This is a genomic window from Sphingomonas sp. HITSZ_GF (genome assembly GCF_029543155.1).
Lineage (GTDB): Bacteria > Pseudomonadota > Alphaproteobacteria > Sphingomonadales > Sphingomonadaceae > Sphingomonas.
The window spans coordinates 1,126,122-1,144,190 of the sequence record NZ_JARQXA010000001.1 but is presented as its reverse complement, the minus strand read 5'-3'; the positions used below and the strand labels follow the sequence as shown (position 1 = coordinate 1,144,190).

General features: G+C 66.6%; 18 protein-coding genes. 4 read left to right on the top strand and 14 right to left on the bottom strand.

Annotated elements, in window-relative coordinates:
• Positions 1-65: 65 nt before the first annotated feature.
• The 10 genes from P6144_RS05535 to P6144_RS05490 all read right to left on the bottom strand — a co-directional run bounded on the left by P6144_RS05535 (position 66) and on the right by P6144_RS05490 (position 10,438).
• Positions 66-1,697, bottom strand: a complete 1,632-nt coding sequence (locus tag P6144_RS05535; RefSeq protein WP_277766702.1) for a nitrite/sulfite reductase — start codon at positions 1,695-1,697, stop codon at positions 66-68.
• 127 nt (positions 1,698-1,824) lie between these two features.
• Positions 1,825-2,121 (bottom strand): DUF2849 domain-containing protein, encoded by a 297-nt coding sequence (locus tag P6144_RS05530; RefSeq protein WP_277766701.1) that lies wholly within the window; start codon positions 2,119-2,121, stop codon positions 1,825-1,827.
• The gene (gene cobA / locus P6144_RS05525) at positions 2,118-2,903 is read right to left on the bottom strand and encodes a uroporphyrinogen-III C-methyltransferase (protein WP_277766700.1); all 786 of its coding nucleotides are present in this window, start codon (positions 2,901-2,903) and stop codon (positions 2,118-2,120) included. Before cobA ends, P6144_RS05530 begins: the two co-directional genes overlap by 4 nt.
• 80 nt (positions 2,904-2,983) lie before the next feature.
• Entirely contained in the window at positions 2,984-3,451 is a 468-nt protein-coding gene (locus tag P6144_RS05520) for a PilZ domain-containing protein (protein WP_277766786.1), read from the bottom strand.
• Positions 3,452-3,555: 104 nt separating this feature from the next.
• On the bottom strand, positions 3,556-4,848 hold the full coding sequence (locus P6144_RS05515; RefSeq protein ID WP_277766699.1) for a cellulase family glycosylhydrolase: 1,293 nt from the start codon (positions 4,846-4,848) through the stop codon (positions 3,556-3,558).
• Between the two features lie 162 nt (positions 4,849-5,010).
• The gene (locus tag P6144_RS05510; protein WP_277766698.1) at positions 5,011-5,289 is read right to left on the bottom strand and encodes a zf-TFIIB domain-containing protein; all 279 of its coding nucleotides are present in this window, start codon (positions 5,287-5,289) and stop codon (positions 5,011-5,013) included.
• Position 5,290: 1 nt separating this feature from the next.
• A complete protein-coding gene (locus P6144_RS05505; protein WP_277766697.1) occupies positions 5,291-6,001 on the bottom strand; it encodes a Bax inhibitor-1/YccA family protein in 711 nt (236 codons plus the stop codon).
• A gap of 223 nt (positions 6,002-6,224) precedes the next feature.
• Positions 6,225-7,448: a hypothetical protein gene (locus tag P6144_RS05500; protein ID WP_277766696.1), complete on the bottom strand. Its 1,224-nt coding sequence runs from the start codon at positions 7,446-7,448 to the stop codon at positions 6,225-6,227.
• 85 nt (positions 7,449-7,533) lie between these two features.
• Complete coding sequence (gene astD / locus P6144_RS05495) at positions 7,534-8,949, bottom strand: succinylglutamate-semialdehyde dehydrogenase (protein ID WP_277766695.1); 1,416 nt, start codon at positions 8,947-8,949, stop codon at positions 7,534-7,536.
• A 115-nt stretch (positions 8,950-9,064) separates the two neighbouring features.
• Entirely contained in the window at positions 9,065-10,438 is a 1,374-nt protein-coding gene (locus P6144_RS05490; RefSeq protein WP_277766694.1) for a protein adenylyltransferase SelO family protein, read from the bottom strand.
• Positions 10,439-10,456: 18 nt separating this feature from the next.
• On the opposite strand from P6144_RS05490, the gene P6144_RS05485 reads away from it, so the two are divergent.
• The 3 genes from P6144_RS05485 (at position 10,457) to P6144_RS05475 (ending at position 14,146) form a co-directional block, all read left to right on the top strand.
• Positions 10,457-11,329, top strand: a complete 873-nt coding sequence (locus P6144_RS05485; RefSeq protein WP_277766693.1) for an alpha/beta hydrolase — start codon at positions 10,457-10,459, stop codon at positions 11,327-11,329.
• Positions 11,330-11,541: 212 nt separating this feature from the next.
• Positions 11,542-12,675, top strand: coding sequence for a glycosyltransferase (locus P6144_RS05480; RefSeq protein WP_277766692.1), 1,134 nt, complete (start codon positions 11,542-11,544; stop codon positions 12,673-12,675).
• Between the two features lie 67 nt (positions 12,676-12,742).
• A complete protein-coding gene (locus P6144_RS05475; RefSeq protein WP_277766691.1) occupies positions 12,743-14,146 on the top strand; it encodes a nitronate monooxygenase in 1,404 nt (467 codons plus the stop codon).
• Between the two features lie 70 nt (positions 14,147-14,216).
• Here the strand turns inward: P6144_RS05475 and P6144_RS05470 are convergent, their stop codons facing one another.
• Positions 14,217-14,645 carry a PilZ domain-containing protein gene (locus tag P6144_RS05470; RefSeq protein ID WP_277766690.1) on the bottom strand — a complete coding sequence of 143 codons (429 nt, stop codon included), beginning with the start codon at positions 14,643-14,645 and terminating at the stop codon, positions 14,217-14,219.
• Between the two features lie 156 nt (positions 14,646-14,801).
• Entirely contained in the window at positions 14,802-15,800 is a 999-nt protein-coding gene (locus P6144_RS05465) for a D-glycerate dehydrogenase (RefSeq protein ID WP_277766689.1), read from the bottom strand.
• 96 nt (positions 15,801-15,896) lie between these two features.
• On the opposite strand from P6144_RS05465, the gene P6144_RS05460 reads away from it, so the two are divergent.
• On the top strand, positions 15,897-16,373 hold the full coding sequence (locus P6144_RS05460; RefSeq protein WP_277766688.1) for an SH3 domain-containing protein: 477 nt from the start codon (positions 15,897-15,899) through the stop codon (positions 16,371-16,373).
• A gap of 102 nt (positions 16,374-16,475) precedes the next feature.
• Here the strand turns inward: P6144_RS05460 and P6144_RS05455 are convergent, their stop codons facing one another.
• Positions 16,476-16,760: a hypothetical protein gene (locus P6144_RS05455; RefSeq protein ID WP_277766687.1), complete on the bottom strand. Its 285-nt coding sequence runs from the start codon at positions 16,758-16,760 to the stop codon at positions 16,476-16,478.
• A 50-nt stretch (positions 16,761-16,810) separates the two neighbouring features.
• Positions 16,811-17,998, bottom strand: a complete 1,188-nt coding sequence (locus tag P6144_RS05450) for an acetyl-CoA C-acyltransferase (RefSeq protein WP_277766686.1) — start codon at positions 17,996-17,998, stop codon at positions 16,811-16,813.
• Between the last annotated feature and the right edge of the window lie 71 nt (positions 17,999-18,069).

Genomic DNA, 18,069 nt, shown 5'->3' with positions numbered 1-18,069 from the left:
CTGTCGAAGGGCAGGCTTGCGATCGCTGGGCGTGCTTCGACAAGCTCAGCACGAACGGGTTCTTGCTACCCATAAATCGCCTCCTTGAACGGGGCCATGCCGAGGCGGCGATAGGTGTCGAGGAAGCGCTCGCCTTCGGCGCGCTCGCGCAGATAGACGTTGGTGGCCTTCTCGATCGCATCGACGATGCCGTCTTCGCTGAAGCCGGGGCCGGTGATCGTGCCGAGCGACACGTCCTCCGCGCCCGAGCCGCCGAGCAGAAGCTGGTAGTTCTCGACGCCCTTACGATCGACACCGAGGATGCCGATGTGACCGGCATGGTGATGCCCGCAGGCATTGATGCAGCCGCTGATCTTGAGCTTCAATTCGCCCAGTTCGCGCTGGCGGCCGATGTCCGAGAAGCGCGTCGCGATCTTCTGCGCAAGCGGGATCGAGCGGGCGTTCGCCAGCGAGCAATAGTCGAGGCCCGGGCAGGCGATGATGTCGCTGATCAGGTCGAGATTGGCCTCGGCCAGCCCGGCGCCCTGCAGCTGCTGCCAGATCGAGTAGAGATCGGCCTTGCGGACATGCGGCAGGACGATGTTCTGCGCGTGGGTGACGCGCAGCTCGTCGAAGCTGTACTGCCTGCCGAGATCGGCCATCAGGTCGATCTGGTCGGCAGTGGCGTCGCCGGGGATGCCGCCGATCGGCTTGAGGCTGATCGTGACGACCGCATAGCCCGGCTGCTTGTGCGCCGAGACGTTCTGGTCGAGCCAGACGGCGAAATCGGGATCGCTGCGGTCGAGCGTGTCGGGCGCGCCGGCATCATAGGCAGGCGGCGCGAAATAGGCGGCGATGCGATCGAACTCGGCCTTGGGCGGATCGATGCCGAGCGCCTTGACCGCGGCAAATTCCTCCTCGACCTCGGCGGCGTATTTGTCGGCGCCGAGCTCGTGGATCAGGATCTTGATCCGCGCCTTGTACATGTTGTCGCGGCGGCCATAGCGATTATAGACGCGCAGGCAGGCCTCGAGATAGCTGACGAAATCGTCGAAGGGCACGAAATCCTTGATCAGCGGGGCGATCATCGGGGTGCGGCCCATGCCGCCGCCCACATAGATCGCGGCACCGAGCTGGCCATCGCGCTCGACGATCTGGATGCCGATATCGTGCAGGCGCATCGCCGCGCGGTCTTCCTCGGCGGCGATCACGCAGATCTTGAACTTGCGCGGCAGATAGCTGAATTCCGGGTGGAAGGTGCTCCACTGGCGCAGCAGCTCGGCCCAGGGGCGCGGATCGGTCAGCTCGTCGGCCGCGGCGCCGGCGAACTGGTCCGACGAAATGTTGCGGATGCAATTGCCGCTGGTCTGGATGGCATGCATCTCGACCGTCGCCAGCTCGGCGAGGATATCGGGCGCGTCCTCGAGCTTGATCCAGTTGTACTGGAGGTTCTGGCGGGTGGTGAAATGGCCATAGCCGCGATCATATTTGCGGGCGATGTGCGCGAGCATGTGCATCTGGCGGCTGTCGAGCGTGCCATAGGGCACGGCGACGCGCAGCATGTAGGCGTGGAGCTGGAGATAGAGGCCGTTCATCAGCCGCAACGGCTTGAACTGGTCCTCGGTGATCTGGCCGGCGAGGCGGCGGTTCACCTGGTCGCGGAACTCCTCGACGCGCGCGGCGACGATGGAATGGTCATATTCGTCGTATTTGTACATTGCGCTTACTTCCCCGCCGTCATCCCCGCGAAGGCGGGGATCCATTGGCGCTGACTTTCGAAGGAGCCGCTATGGCGGGATGAATGGATTCCCGACTGCGCGGGAATGACGGAGGAGGGGTAGCGCCTCATATCACCCAGCTCCCCGCATTGGGGTCGGCGGGCTTCAACGTCAGGTCCGGGCGGACGGTGGGGCCGAGCGCGCGGATGCGGTCCTTGATGTGCGCGGGGCGCGGGCCCTCGGGCGTTTCGGTCGCGTCGATCACATAGGGGCCGTTGACGCGGCGCGCGGCTTCCTCGACCGCGGCGATGGCTTCGCCCTGGTCGCCGACGTCCCTGGCGTCCTCGACATGGCGCGACCAGCCTTCGCCGGTCCACCAGGTGACGTCGCCGCTGGCGAGATCGTTGCCGGTGAGGAGTTTCATGCCAGCGCCTCCGCGGCCTTGGCCCATTGGCCGAGCTTGTCCTGCGCGTCCGCCAGCATGACGACTTCGCCGACGATGATGATCGCCGGGCTCTTGACCTTCTCGCGGCTCACCATCGGGCCGAGATCGGCGAGGATGGTGCGCAGCGCGCGGCTGCCCTCCAGCGTGCCGCGCTCGAGCACCGCGACAGGCATGTCGGGCGCGACGCCGTCGTTCATCAGCTTCTCGCTGATGTCGGGGCAAGTGGCGACGCCCATATAGATCACCAGCGTGCGGCCCTTGCCGGCGAGACCGGACCAGTCCTGCTCGCTGAGGCCCTTGCACTGGCCGGCGACGAAGCTGACTGCGCTCGACCAGTCGCGATGGGTGAGCGGCAGGTTGACCTCGGCGGCGGCACCCAGCGCGGCGGAGATGCCGGGGATGACCTCGACGGGGAGGCCGGCGGCGCGCACGGCCTCGACTTCCTCGCCGCCGCGGCCGAAGATGAACGGGTCACCGCCCTTGAGGCGCACGACGATCGCGCCGGTCTTCACATGCGCGACGATCAGCGCGTTGATCGCGTCCTGCGGCACGGTGTGCTTCGAGCGCGACTTGGCGACCGAGATGCGGTGCGCCTGGGGCGCGAGATCGAGGACGCGGGGATCGACGAGACCGTCATGAACGAGCACGTCCGCCTGCTTGAGCGCCTCGACGGCGCGGACGGTGAGCAGGCCCGGATCGCCCGGGCCGGCACCAACGAGAATCACGCGCCCGCGCGCGGTGGGATCGAGGAGCGTTGCCATTGTCGGCAAATGGGCTCGCGCGCCGCGAGGGGCAACGGACGGTTGCTTGGGAAGGGGCTAGGGAAACTTTCCCGTGCGGATCAAAGGTGTGTCTTGATCTGCGTCGTCAGGCTGGCGAGCGCTTCATAGCCCATGAAGGCGAAGAAGCCGGCCACCGCGGTGACCGCGAGCGCGAGGATCAGGAATTCGGCAGCGCGGCCGAAATAGCGGGATTCGCTATGGGCACGTGCTGCGGCCGCACGCGTCGCGTTCAGGCGCTCGCCGCCGGTGCCGCGCTCGATCGGGGAGGGGCGGCCGAGCAGGCGCCAGACCGGCACGCGATCGCGGGTGCGGATGCCGAAGCGGCGATCGCTCGACCAGACGACCTGGCCGACGATCGTATCCTCCTGCAGGCGGACCTCGACATAGTCGCCGCGGCGCGGCGCCTCGGGCGCCTGGAGCATCATGCCGTTCTTCGAGACGTTGCGCACACAGACGTCGACCATGGGGCCGCCCGAGCGCATGCGCCCGCGGATCAACACCGAATGTCGTTCGTCCCTGGGCCGCATAATCCCCACCATGCGTGCATTTTAGACCGTTGAAACGCCTTTCGTTTCAATTGGTTGCAATCATATCGCGGTTAATTACGCGTAAATTACGCTAAATTAGCGCGCTAGAGAGTGATGATTTTGCGGGCGTGCGCCTGGATCACGGCGCGGGTAGAGACGTCGCTGTCGAACACGCCGTACCAGCCCTGGGGCTCATGCGGCGGGTCGCCGAGCCAGGCCGTGTCGCCGGATTTGAAGCGATGATCGCCATGTACCGGCCGGCCTTCGCCGTTCCAGGCCCAGAAGTTCGAGCCGGCGATTCCGGGATCGGGGGCGACGGCGTCGTAGATCAGCCGATAGAAGCTGTCCTTGAAGTGCGTGGCGCTCTCGGGATCATAGCCGCCACCGTCGCGCGGATAGCCGAATTCCTCGATGACCAGCGGCTTGTTCAATTCGGCGGCGAGTGCCGTGTGCCGGGCGATATAGCTGCGCACCTGCGCGAAGCTGGCATCGTTGGTGCCGGCAATGTCCTTCGCATCGACCCAGCCCCAGTTGAGCGGCCAGATATGCGCGGTGCAATAGTCGATCTCGGGAAAGGCGTGCGCGGCCTTGTACACATCGGCGCGCTCGATCGAACCCTTGAGCCCTTCGCTGCCGGTGGAGACCAGGTGGCGCGGCGAGATCGACTTGATCAGCTTCGCGGTGCCTTGGATCCAGCCATTATAGGCGGGGAGCAGCGGCTCGGCGGCCTTGGCGCTGCCGCCCGGGCGCGGCTCGTTGGCGAGCTGCCAGGCCATGATCACCGGATCGCCGGCATGGCGCTGCACGGTCGCGCGGACATAATCGTGGAACAGGCCGACCGCCTCGCCGCTGGCATAGAACCCGGCAGCCATGTCCGGGAATTCCGGCCAGGGGTGCGCCGGATCGTTCATGTTGAGATATTTGCCGCCGTTGACCCAGGAGAGATAGGTCATCATCCCGCCCGACCATTCCCAGAAATTGGTGAGGTAGAGCACGGCCTTCATGTCCCGCTTGCCCATCTCGGCGAGCGCAAAAGCGAGGCCGTCGACCAGTGCCGGGTTCCAGGCCTTGCCGCGGGTGCGGAAGGCGGGCTTCACCGAGTTGTTGAGCGGGGAGTCCTCGGCCGAGGCGGCGATGCGCAGGTTGCGCACCCCCATGGAGGCCAGCGCATCGAGCTCGCGGCGCAGGCGATCGCGATTGCCCCAGGGGGCATCGGCGCCGAGCCAGGCGGCGTACCACATGTTGGCGCCGACGAAGCGATAGGGACGGCCGCCCAGGAACAGGCCGGTACCCGTGCGTGTGACGAATTCGGCTGCGTCAGCCGCGGCGGAGAGAGGGAGCGCGGCACCGGCGAACGCGGCGGCGGTCGATCCGAGAACGGACCTGCGGGTGATCATGGTCTTCCTCTCCTGTTAGCGGTCACATCATAACCGCCGCACGGCGCGGAGAGGAAGTGGGTTGGACGGGGCGCGGCCCTTCAGCAGGAGGGGGGAGAGAGGCCGCGCCCGTCCGCCCGCGTGACTGCGCCTTGCACGCGGGCCGGGAAAGGGGTCAGGGGATCAGTCGAACAGTTCCTCGAGGAACGACTTGCGGCGCTTGTGCGGGTATTTCCCGCCATGGCCGTAGCTCGGTTCCTGATAGCGCGGACGCTCCTCGCGATATTGCTGCGGCTGGGGTGCCGGAGCGGGCGAGGGCGCCGCGCTGCGCTCGATGATCTTGTCGAGCTCGCCGCGATCGAGCCATACGCCGCGACAGCTCGGGCAGTGGTCGATCTCGATCCCCGAGCGCTCGACGGGCACCAGCACGGTGCCGTCGACGGGGCAGGTGAAGCTGGTCATGTCACTCCTCCCGCTGGCCCATCAGGCCGAGCAGCAGCTGGAACATGTTGATCAGGTTCAGATAGAGCGACAGCGCACCCATGATCGCCAGCTTGTCCGCGGCTTCGCTGCGGCCATAATAGGCGTACTCGCTCTTCAGGCGCTGCGTGTCCCAGGCGGTGAGGCCGGCGAACACGACGATGCCGACGATCGACAGCAGCATCTGCAGCATCGACGAGCCGAGGAAGATGTTGACGATGCTCGCCAGCACCACCGCGATCAGGCCGACCATCAGGAAGGTGCCCATGCCGGTCAGGTCGCGCTTGGTCGAATAGCCGAACAGGCTGAGCGCCAGGAACATCGCGGCGGCGGCGAAGAAGGCCATGGCGATGCTCTGCCCGGTGAAGACCAGGAAGATGCTGGCCATCGATACGCCCATCACGCCGGCAAAGGCGAAGAAGGCGGTGCGGGCGCCGGCGGTGCTCATCCGCTCGATGCGGAACTGGAAGAAGAAGATGAAGGCGAGGGGCGCGAACATGGCCACCCATTTGAGCGGGGTGCCGAAGATCAGCGCGACCAGCGCCGGCGTGCTCGCCACGGCGAGCGCGACGAGGCCGGTGATCGCCAGACCGATCCCCATGTTGCGATAGATGCCCAGCATGTGCTGGCGCAGTCCCTCGTCAAAGCGCGCGGCAGCGGCGCCGGTGCGGGGGATCTGGTATTGAGGGTTCACGTCAAAACTCCAATCGAAGCCAATGCATCGATCGAGCGGCGCCCGGTTCAGTCTCGGTGGGGGGAATGGGGGATAACCATCCGAACCTGCACCGAGCGCGCTCGATGCGGTCCGACATCACGAGGGCTTGGAAAGCCCTCGCCAGAGGGGCCCGGTCCGCTCCCGCAATCTAGGGAGCCGGAGGCCGGGCTACAATGACGCTACTGTAACAAAGTGTTGCTGGTCAGTCGGCGCGGCTGATCGGGCCGAGCGTGCGATCCGAAGCGGCGCGGGCATCGGCATAGGCCGCGTCGCGGATCGGCGAGCTGATCTCTTGGTTGAAACGGACGATCCGGGCTTGCCGGACCCGCAGATGGACAATGGTGGCGACGACGACTGCCAGCAGCAGGCCGAAGAACATGCCACTGCCCATGATGTTAATGCGGTCGGCGGAGGCGCTTGTGGCGGCGAAGACCGCGCTGACCAGGAAGATCGCAGTGTAGAGCGCCGCGGCCAGCCCCGCCCAGCCGAGAAAACCCAGCCCGAACATCTTGCGGATCGTGACACTGGCGCTGGTCATTTCGTCGAGCGTGTAGTTCCAGACGCGAATATAGGGGCCGGTAGTGCGTCCCTTGCGGATCACGTGCATCAATCCGATCAGATGCCCCCCGCGGGCAGAGATGCTCCAGTCGTCCAGGCGGATCGCATGCTCGCGGCCCGACTTGTCGAGCATGTGGATCGTCTCGTGCAGCGTCGTGTAGGAATAGCCGGGCGTCGAACTCACCACATGGCTATGGCCATATTGGTTGGTCGCCACGGTCTGCGTGCCGGCGACATGGTGGGTCGAGGTCGAGGCGGCCGATTGGGCGACAACGCCGCCCTTGCGATAGAAAGTGAAGGTGCGGCCGCCGACACGCAGCGTGCCGGTCTCCGGATCGTAGCGCCAGGGCCGAAGCGCGCGCCAGACGAAGAACAGTGGGATGAGCAGGAAGAACAGCAGCGGTGCTAGCGCAATCAGCCCGAACAGCGATGCGCTGTCGGTCAGGCTTTGCGTCGTCTCCCATTCGGACTGCTTGCTCGCCTCCCAGCGGGCATAGTCGGCCGAGGAGAGATAGCGCCGGGCGACTTCGCGCTGGAAATCGGGATTGGTATAGTTCTGGAAGGAACGAACCTTGACTTCGGAGGGGACGAGCGGCTGGTGATCGAAGTCACGGCAGTTCTCATAGGCGAGGAAGCGCTTCCGCTCGGGTGTGCCGTTGGTGAAAATGTCCTGAGCCAGGGCGAGCATCGTGCTGCGCACAACTTCGCAGGCGGCGGCGACGCGGGCCGGGTCTCTATCATAATCGGAGACGAGCTTATCGACGCTCGGCAAGCTGGCCGAGAAGGCGCTTTCCTTTGCCAGCGCGGCCTGCGGGGCCAGCGCGCAGAACAGCGCGGTTGCAACGATTACCCTGAAAGACCGAACCATGGATCCCCCGACCCCTTCATTCCTGCGAAGAATGGATCGGATGTGGTTAGTTCTGGGTCAAGTTTGTTTCGGTGTCCAAACTGTTTCAGGCGTCCCGCAGGCCGACACCCATCGAAGCGCGGGCGGAATCGCTTTCCGACGAGACCACCGGATATGCGCAATAGTCCGCCGCGTAATAGGCGCTGGGGCGGTGGTTGCCCGACCAGCCGACGCCCCCGAAGGGCGCGGCCGAGGACGCGCCGTTGGTGGGGCGGTTCCAGTTGACGATGCCCGCCCGGATGTTCGCCCAGAACTGGTCGTAGAGCTTGGGGTTCTGCGAGATCAGGCTGGCGGACAGGCCGTAGCGCGTGTCGTTCGCCTCGACGATCGCCTCTTCGAAGCTGTTCACGCGGAAGACCTGGAGGATCGGGCCGAACAGCTCGACATCGACCTTCTCGGCCACGCCGGTCATGTCGATGACGCCGGGCGTAAGGAAGGGGCGGCCCTCGATCGGGCGTTCCATGTGGCGGATCGGGCGGCCGCCCATCGTCAGCAGCGCCAGGAAGCTCTCGGTGAGCATGTCCGCCGAATCATTGTCGATCACCGGGCCCATGAACGGGGCGGGATCGGCATGCGGCTCGCCGATGATCAGCCGGCCGATCAGCTTGTTGAGCTCGACCATCAGCGGCTCGTAGAGCTTCTCGTCGACGATCAGGCGGCGCGCGGCCGTGCAGCGCTGGCCGGCGGTGGTGAAGGCGGACTGCACCACCAGGACGGCGGCAGAATAGAGATCGGGCGTGTCCCATACGACGATGGGATTGTTGCCGCCCATTTCGAGCGCGAGGATCTTCTCGGGCTTGGTGGCGAACTGGCGGTTGAGCGCGATGCCGGTGTTCGCCGAGCCGGTGAACAGCAGCCCGTCAATGTCCGGATGGCCGGCCAGCGCCTTGCCCTCATCCGGCCCGCCGACGAGCAGGCGGACACAGCCCGCGGGAATGCCCGCGGCGTGGAAGCAGTCGACCAGGAAGGCGCCCGAGGCCGGGGTCTTCTCCGACGGCTTGAACACCACTGCATTGCCGGCCAGCAGCGCCGGGACGATGTGCCCGTTGGGCAGGTGGACCGGGAAATTATAGGGGCCTAGCACTGCCAGCACGCCATGCGGCTTGTGGCGCAGCGCCAGGCGGGTGTTCATCGGCGCATCGATGCGGCGCTGGCCGGTGCGCTCGGAGAAAGCGGTGATCGAGATGTCGACCTTGGCGATCACCGTCTCGACTTCGGTGCGCGCTTCCCAGAGCGGCTTGCCGGTCTCGCGGGCGAGCAGATCGGTGAAGGCATCCGCTTTCTGGCGCACGACATTGGCGAAGCGGCGCAGCGCCTCGATCCGATAGGCGAGCGGATGCGCGGCCCATGCTGCCCAGCTGGCACGGGCGAGTGCGACTTCCTTGTCTGCGTCTCCGCTGGTCTGGCGCCACAGGACGGCGCCGGTGGCGGGTTCGGTCGAGATGATTTCCGTGCCGGGCATCGATTTCGGAGGGAAGGAGCTTTCTGGAAGGGTTAGGCGCTCTTGCACCAATTTTGACGGCTAGGCCAGTGCCGGGCCCCGGGCGCGTCCGAGACGACGGCGATGCGTCGCCGGATCAGCGTAGCGCATCGGCCATGGCGCGGATCGCGGCGACCTTGGCGTGGAGCGGCGCCCAGTCGTCGCGCTCGGCGATCGCGGCCCAGATCGCCTCCACTTCGTCGATCAGCATCGAGCAGGGCGCCCCGGACCAATAGGCGTGATCGCGGGCCCCTTCGGCTCCGCTCAGGGCAGGCTTGCGGGGCTGGTAGAAGGCGAGCTGACCGCGCAGATCGTCGAACGCTTCGCCATAATGAGCAGGAAGGTTGCCGCCGAACGCATCGAAGAAGAACTGGTCGAGCGGAGTGAGCGTCTCGGCGAGCGCCCTTTCGAGCACCTGTGCGAGCACGCGGTCCGCCTCGGTGCCCCGCGGGGTCACGCCCAGGCGCCATAGCAACGCGGCTGTCACTTCGCGCTGATAGACTTCGGGGAAGGTCTCCATCGCCGCGATCAGCGCATCCTCTTCGGCGAGCGGGCGCAGCGAGATGGCGAGCTGCATCGCATCCCAATAGATCGCCTCGGGCTGGCGGCCGAAGGCGTAGAGCCCGGCATGGTCGAAATAGGCGGCGGTGAAGCCCGGTTCCCAGAACGGGGCGAACCGCCAGGGGCCGTAGTCGAAGCTCTCGCCGGTGACGTTGATATTGTCGCTGTTGAGCACGCCGTGGACAAAGCCGGCGGCCATGAAGCGCGCCGCCATCGTCGCGGTGCGCGCGACGACATGGCCGAGCAGGCGCGCGGCGGCATCCTCGCCAGGCTCTTCGCCATAATAATGGCGCAGCACATAGGCGACGAGCTGCGCCAGCGCCTCGGTTTCCTGGAAATGGGCGAGGCGCTGGAAGGTGCCGATGCGGATATGCCCGTGGCTCATCCGGACGAGCACCGAGGAGCGGGTGGGCGAGGGCTCGTCGCCGCGGTGGAGTTCCTCGCCGGTCTCGATCAGCGAGAAGGTGCGGCTGGTCTCGACACCCAGCGCCTCGAGCATCTCGGTCGCGAGAATCTCGCGGACGCCGCCCTTGAGCGTGAGCCGCCCGTCACCGAAGCGGCTGTACGGCGTCTGGCCCGATCCCTTGGTGCCCAGGTCGATTAGCCGGCCCTGCGCATCGCGCATCTGGGCGAACAGGAAGCCCCGGCCATCGCCGATCTCGGGATTGTACACGCGGAACTGATGGCCGTGATAGCGCAGCGCCAGCGGGGCGGGCAGGCTGCCGGCGAGCGGCTCGAACCGGCCGAAATGGGCGATCCATTCGTCGTCGCTGAGGCCATCCAGCCCGACCTGCGCCGCGGCACGGTCGTTGCGGAAGCGCAGGATCGTCTGCGGGAAGCGCGCCGCCGCTACCGGATCGTAGAAGCTGTCGCCAAGTTCGAGGATCGCCTGTTGCGGAGTGAAGTCCATGCGGCGATATGGGGAAGGATGGCCGAGCGACGCAACTATTCCGACGGTTTCTGGTGGTCGCGGGACGGGATTCGTCTCCACTATCGCGAATATGCAGGCCCGGCGGACAAGCCGCCGGTGCTGTGCTTCCCGGGGCTGACCCGCAATGCGCGCGACTATGAGGCGCTGGCCGAGCGGCTGGCCGGGCAGTGGCGCGTACTGTGCGTCGAGTTCCGCGGGCGCGGCGAGAGCGCCTATGCCAAGGACCCGATGTCCTATGTGCCGCTCACTTATTTCCAGGACGTGGAGGCGCTGCTCGAGGAGCAGAAGATCGGCAGGTTCGTCGCGGTCGGCACGTCGCTGGGCGGGCTGGTGACGATGCTGCTGGCCGCCGCCGAGCGCGACAAGCTGGCGGGCGTGGTGCTCAACGATGTCGGGCCCGAGATCAATCCGGCGGGGCTGGCGCGCATCCGCACCTATGTCGGCAAGGCGGTGTGGTATCCGACCTGGATGCACGCGGCGCGCGGCGTGGCAGAGGGCAATGCCGATGTCTATCCGAACTGGGGCATCGAGGATTGGCTTCGAATGGCCAAGCGGCTCTACCGGGTGAACAGCTCGGGCCGCATCGTCCTCGACTATGACATGAAGATCGCCGAGCCTTTCCGGGTGCCGGGCAACGAGGCCGGGCCCGACATGTGGCCGACGATCGATGCGATGGCGGGCCGGCCGCTGCTGATCGTGCGCGGCGAGCGCTCGGACATCCTGAGCGCGGAGACCGCGGACAAGATGGTCAAGCGCGTGAAGGGTGCCGAACTGGTGACCGTGCCCGAAACCGGCCACGCGCCGACCCTCGACGAGCCCGAGGCGGTGGCGGGGATCGAGCGGCTGCTGGCGAAGGTGGCGGGCGCCTAGTTCCTAGTTCTCCGTCATGCTGAACTTGTTTCAGCATCCAAGGTGCGGCGGGCGATCGCGCCTGAGCCTCCAGCCTATCCCTCGCGGAGAGTTGGACCCTGAAACAAGTTCAGGGTGACGAGTATGGAGGGCGTGAGGGAACCCTCGCCTGAGATCCCGGCTTTCGCCGGGATGACGGATTGGATTTTGGACGCTAAGCACCCCTCCCAACGATGCCCATCCACATCCTTCATCTCCACTCGACCTTCAACCTTGGCGGCAAGGAGGCGCGGGCCGTGCGCCTGATGAATGCGTTCGGCGACAAGGCGCGGCACACCATCGTCTCGGCGATGCCCGACCAGCTCGGCGCGCGCGAGATGATCGCCAAGGGGATCAAGTACGAGATCGCGCAGGACCCGCCGCCGCTGACCGGCCGGCCCTCGGTGGGGCGCTACGAGGCGATCGCGCGCTATATGCGCCGCTTCGATTTGGTGCTGACCTATAATTGGGGGGCGATCGATGGGGTGATGGCGGCGCGCGTCTTCGGCAAGGGGCTGCCGCCGGTGGTCCATCACGAGGACGGGTTCAACCAGGACGAGGCCGAGAAGCTCAATCCGGTGCGCAACATGTACCGCCGGATCGCGTTGCCGGCCGCCAATGCGCTGGTCGTGCCCTCGACCGTGCTCGAGCGGATCGCGCTCAAGCAGTGGCGGCAACCCCGCGAACGGCTGTTCCGTATCGCCAACGGCGTGCAGACCAAGCTCTATGCCGGCAAGCCGGATGCGAGCCTGATCCCGCAGCTGAAGAATTTGAAGCCGGGCACGCTGGTGATCGGCGCGGTTGCGGGCCTCAGGCCGGTCAAGGACCTGCCGATGCTGGTCCGCGCGGTGGCGGGGCTGAGCGGGCGCTTCAAGCTGGCGATCGTCGGGGAGGGGCCGGAGCGCCAGACGATCCTCGATGCCGCCGAGGCGATGGCAGTGGAGGACGATGTGATCCTGACCGGCTTCCTGCCCGATCCGCACAGATATATGGGCCTGTTCGACGTGTTCGCGCTCTCATCCAAGAGCGAGCAGGCGCCGATCTCGGTGATCGAGGCGATGGCCGCCGGGCTGCCCGTGGTGGCGCCGATGGTGGGCGACATCCCGCAGATGGTGGGCCCGCGCAACCTGCACTTCCTGCCGCCGCAGCGGATGGAAGTGCTGATGCGCGATTATATCAGCATGTTCGTCAAACACCCCGAGGAGCGCCGCTATGTCGGGGATGAGAACCGTGCGCGCGCCCGTGCGTTGTTCGATGAAGGCGAAATGATCGCCGCTTATGCGAAGCTCTATGGCGCCGCGATGGGACGGCCTGACGCACTGCAATAACGAATGTTGCTCGCTTGTTGCGTCCAATCCGTCTAGCGTCGCCCGAATTTTTTGGTCTGGAGGTTCTGTGTTCAAGGGTCTGTCGCCCATCCTGTACAACGGCCGCGAGGTCTGGCCGATCGTCGAGGGGGGCAAGGGTGTGGCTGCCACCAACCACGCCAGCGCAGGCGCCTGGGCTGCCGCCGGCGGTATCGGCACCGTCTCGGCGGTCAATGCCGACAGCTATGACGCCGATGGCAAGATCATCCCGCAGATCTATCACGCGCTCACCCGCCGCGAGCGCCATGAGGAACTGATCCAGTACGCGATCGAAGGCGCCGTCCAGCAGGTCAAGAAGGCCTTCGAGATCGCTGGCGGCAAGGGCGCGATCAACATCAACGTGCTGTGGGAAATGGGCGGCGCGCAGCGCGTGCTGCACGGCGTGCTCGAGCGCACCCGCGGCATGGTGGCGGGCGTCACCTGCGGCGCTGGCATGCCCTACAAGCTCAGCGAGATCGCGGCGTCGTATAACGTCAACTACCTGCCGATCGTCAGCTCGGGCCGCGCCTTCCGGGCGCTGTGGAAGCGCGCCTATTCGAAGGCGAGCGAGTGGCTGGCGGCGGTGGTCTATGAGGATCCCTGGCTCGCCGGCGGCCATAACGGCTTGTCGAACGCCGAGGACCCGTTGCAGCCGCAGGATCCGTATCCGCGCGTCAAGGAACTGCGCGCGGTGATGCGCGAGGGCGGGATTCCGGACGAAGTGCCGATCGTGATGGCCGGCGGCGTCTGGTACCTGCGCGACTGGAACAACTGGATCGACAATCCCGAGCTGGGCGCGATCGCCTTCCAGTTCGGCACGCGGCCCCTGCTTACCCAGGAAAGCCCGATTCCGCAGGGCTGGAAGTCCAAGCTGATGGAGATCGAGGAAGGCGAGGTGCTGCTGCACCGCTTCTCGCCGACCGGCTTCTATTCGAGCGCGGTCAAGAACCCGTTCCTGCGCAACCTCGAGGCGCGTTCGGAGCGCCAGATCGCCTATTCGACCGAAGAGGCGGGTGATCACACCTTCCAGCTCGACGTGGGCGTGAAGGGCAAGAATTTCTGGGTGACCCGCAACGACCTGCTGCGCGCGCGCCAGTGGTTCGGCGAGGGCTTCACCGCCGCGCTAAAGACCCCGGACAACACTTTGGTGTTCGTGACGCCGGAGGAGCAGCAGATCATCCGCACCGACCAGAAGGACTGCATGGGCTGCCTGAGCCAGTGCGCCTTTTCGTCCTGGGCGGATACCGAGACCAACTCGACCGGCCGGCTGGCGGACCCGCGCAGCTTCTGCATCCAGAAGACGCTGCAGGACATCGCGCATGGCGGCCCGACCGACGAGAACCTGATGTTCGCGGGGCATGCTGCCTACAACTTCAAGCGCGACCCCTTCTATTCGAACGGGTTCGTGCCGACGGTGAAGCAGCTGGTGGACCGGATCCTGACGGGCGACTGATAGGGTGCGAACCTAAGGGGTTTCCGGTGCGGCTTCGGCCGCATCTCGGGAAGTCGTCAGGAAATCTCGATCAGACCTGGAACAGCGCGACTGCCGCGCAGCCGCTTGCCAGCAGCACGGTGGTGCCTGCCAGCAGCCAGGGGAGAATGGTGCCGCGCCGGCTCTCGGGGGCCGGTGTATCGGTGGCGGTGGCTTCGGGGCGGGGCGCATGGACCTGGCTCGCGGCCCAGCCTTCGTTCGCGGCGCGGAGCAGCGCGTTGAAGTTCAGCCGCTCGATCAGCTGGATGCCGAGCGTCTTGCCCTTCACCCACACGACGCGGCCGACGAGCGCCAGCGAGGACTTGCGTACCTCGACATAGGTCCCCGGCTTGGGCGGGAACGGCGCCAGCAGCATCATGCCGTGCGGCGATATGTTGCGGATGGTGACGTCGCTCCATCCCCCCTTGCTGCGCATCTGGGCGGGAATGACGACTTCCCGCCGGGATTCTCTCGGTAGCATTGCTGTCCCCCATGCACTGCCCCTAAGGGTCATTGCGTAAGGGTTATTACGCAGTCCAAGCGCTTGCCAAATCCTTGCCGGGACTGGTTAACGCGAAGGAACCTGCTCCGTATCGGAGGCAATGCGCCAAGTAACGGCAAGTATTAATAAGATAAACTAGAGCCAGCCGTCGAGCACCTGGTCGAGCGGGCGGTGCCCGTCGGCCCAGGCGCGGATATTGGCGATCACCTTGATCCCCATGTCCTCGCGCCCCTCGAACGTCGCCGAGCCGAGATGGGGCAGCAGCACGACATTGTCGAGCGCGACCAGTCGCGGATCGACCGCGGGTTCGTTCACATAGACGTCCAGCCCCGCGCCGGCGATGCGCTTGTCCGAAAGCGCGGCGATCATCGCCTCGGGATCGACGATCTCGCCGCGGGCGGTGTTGATCAGCCAGCCCTTGGGGCCGAGCAGATCGAGCCGGCGCGCGTCGATCAGGCCGCCGGTGGAATCGGTGTGCGGCGTGTGAATGGTGAGGATGTCGGCGGCTTCGAGCAGCGCGTCGAGATCTTCGTGCCAGGTGGCGCCGAGCTGCGCCTCGAGCACCTGGGGCAGGCGATGGCGGTTGTGATAGTGAATCTGCAGCCCGAAGGCGCGCGCGCGCATCGCGACGGCCTGGCCGATCCGGCCCATGCCGAGGATGCCGAGCTTCTTGCCGCCGATCCGGTGGCCGCGCATCGAGGTGGGTGCCCAGCCTTTCCAGCCGCCGGCGCGGACCAGCTCGTCGCCCTCGACCAGCCGGCGCGGCACCGCGAGGATCAGCGCCATCGCCATGTCGGCGGTATCCTCGGTCAGCACGCCGGGCGTGTTGGTGACGGTGATGCCGCGCTCGCGCGCCGCCTTCAGGTCGATATGGCCGACGCCGGCGCCGTAATTGGCAATGAGGCGGAGCCGGTCGGGCGCAGCCTGGATCAGCGCGGCATCGATCCGATCGGTCACCGTCGGGACCAGCACGTCGCAATCGGCCATGGCCGCGGCGAGCTGGTCGCGGGTCATCGGCGTGTCGTCGGGATTGGCGGTGGCATCGAACAATTCGGCCATGCGCGCCTCGATGCTCTCGGGCAAAGCGCGGGTGACGATCACCCGGGGGCGGGAAGGGCGCGGGCCTTGTGCCATAAAGGGCGGCTTGGCGGGTGGCGCGGCGCCAGTCAACGGTTGATGGCGGGGGGCAGCTCAGGGTACATGGCTCGCACACAAATTCACGGGGGTCGCATGCGTTTCTGGAAATGGCTCCTGCTCGGCGTCGCAGCGCTCGGGCTGGCCGTTCCCGCGCTCGCCCAGCGCACGCCGCCCTATTACGTCTCGATCAAGGCCGAGAAGGCGCGGATGCGCACCGGGCCGGGGCGCAACTATCCGTCGAACTGGCTCTACCAGCGCAAGGGCCTGCCGCTGAAGGTGATCGCCCTCTATGGCGAGTGGCGCAAGGTCGAGGATCCGGACGGCACCCAGGGCTGGATGCTGGCCAATCTGCTCGACGACGTGCGCACCGCGATGGTGATCGGCACGGTCACCGAGATGCGCGACAATCCGCGCTTCAACGCCCGGGTGAGCTGGCGCGCGGCGCCGGGCGTGGTCGGCCGGGTGAGCCGGTGCGCGAGCGGCTGGTGCTGGTTCGACGTCGCTGGCCGCGGCGGCTATGTCGAGCAGAGCCATATCTGGGGCACCGAGCCGGGCGAGAGCCTGAACTAGGCTAATCCCGGCTAACCAATAGGCGTCGTCCCGGCGAAAGCCGGGATCTCGTGCCATATGCGCCATCGCCTGAGATCCCGGCTTTCGCCGGGATGACGGGTCTTACGCGAGCTTGTGGGGCGTCGGGTCGCCGCGTTCCTCGATCAGCTGGCGGCGGGCTTCGATACGAGCCTCGTCGTACCAGGCGCGGGCGGTGTCGGGCAGGGTGGCGAGGATCGCCTCGTCGGATTCGACCGCGATGCGGGCGACCAAGTCCTCGACCTGAACGCCGAGCAGCGGCGCGAGGAGGCGCATCGTGCGGGCGCGGAGGCGGAATTCGAAATCGTCGAGGCGAGCCGATTCTATTTCGGCCTTTTTGAGCAGCGCGCCGCGAAGATCGAAGACCATTTTCCCTTCCCTTGCCCGAGATCCCGGCTTTCGCCGGGATGACGGCCTGATCAGTCCAGCATTTCCACCGCCATCGCCGTCGCTTCGCCGCCGCCGATGCAGAGCGAGGCGAGGCCGCGGCGGGCGCCACGGGCTTCCAGCGCCGAGAGCAAGGTGGCGAGGACGCGCGCGCCGCTGGCGCCGATCGGATGGCCGAGCGCGCAGGCGCCGCCATTGACGTTCACGACACCATGATCGAGGCTCAGCTCCCGCATCGCGATCATCGCCACCGCAGCAAAGGCCTCGTTGACTTCGAACAGGTCGACATCGCCCGTCGACCAGCCGGCCTTGGCCAGCGCCTTCTGCATCGCGAACACGGGCGCGGTGGTGAAGCGCGCCGGGGCATGGGCATGCGCGGCATGCGACACGACGCGGGCGACCGGGGTGAGACCGAGCTTCTCGGCCACGCTCAGGCGCGTCATCACCAGCGCGGCGGCGCCGTCCGAGATCGACGAGGCGTTCGCCGCCGTGATCGTGCCGTCCTTCGAGAAGGCGGGCTTGAGCGTGGGGATCTTGGCGGGATCGCCCTTGGCGGGCTGCTCGTCCTGGCTGACCGAGACGGTGCCCTTGCGGGTCTTCACCTCGACGGGAACGATCTCGCGGTCGAACGCGCCGCTCGTCTGCGCCGCCTTGGCGCGCTCGAGCGAGGCGATCGCGAAATCGTCCTGCTGCGCGCGGGTGAACTGATATTCCTGCGCCACTTCCTCGGCGAAGCTGCCCATCAGGCGGCCGGGCTCATAGGCGTCCTCGAGCCCGTCGAGATACATATGGTCCTTGAGCACGTCATGGCCGATGCGGGCGCCCGAACGGTGGCGCATCGAGAGATAGGGCGCGTTGGTCATGCTCTCCATGCCACCCGCGATCAGCAGGTCGACCGAGCCGGCGGCAAGCGCCTCTGCGGCCATGATCGCCGCCTGCATGCCCGAGCCGCACATCTTGTTCACGGTCGTCGCTTCGATGTGGTTGGGCAGGCCGGCCTTGAGCGCCGCCTGGCGCGCCGGCGCCTGGCCGAGGCCGGCCGGGAGGACGCAGCCCATGTAGATGCGCTCGATCGCATCGCCCTTGAGCCCCGCGCGCTCGACTGCCGCGCCGACGGCGGCCGCGCCCAGATCGGTCGCGCTGGCGTCGCTCAACGAGCCCTGGAAGCTGCCCATCGGCGTGCGGGCATAGGAAGCGATGACGACCGGGTCTGCGGACATGTTTGATCCTCTTATTGGTTGGGGCGCATCTAGGGCCGCGCGCGGCGCTTTGCAAAAGCTGCGGGCACCGG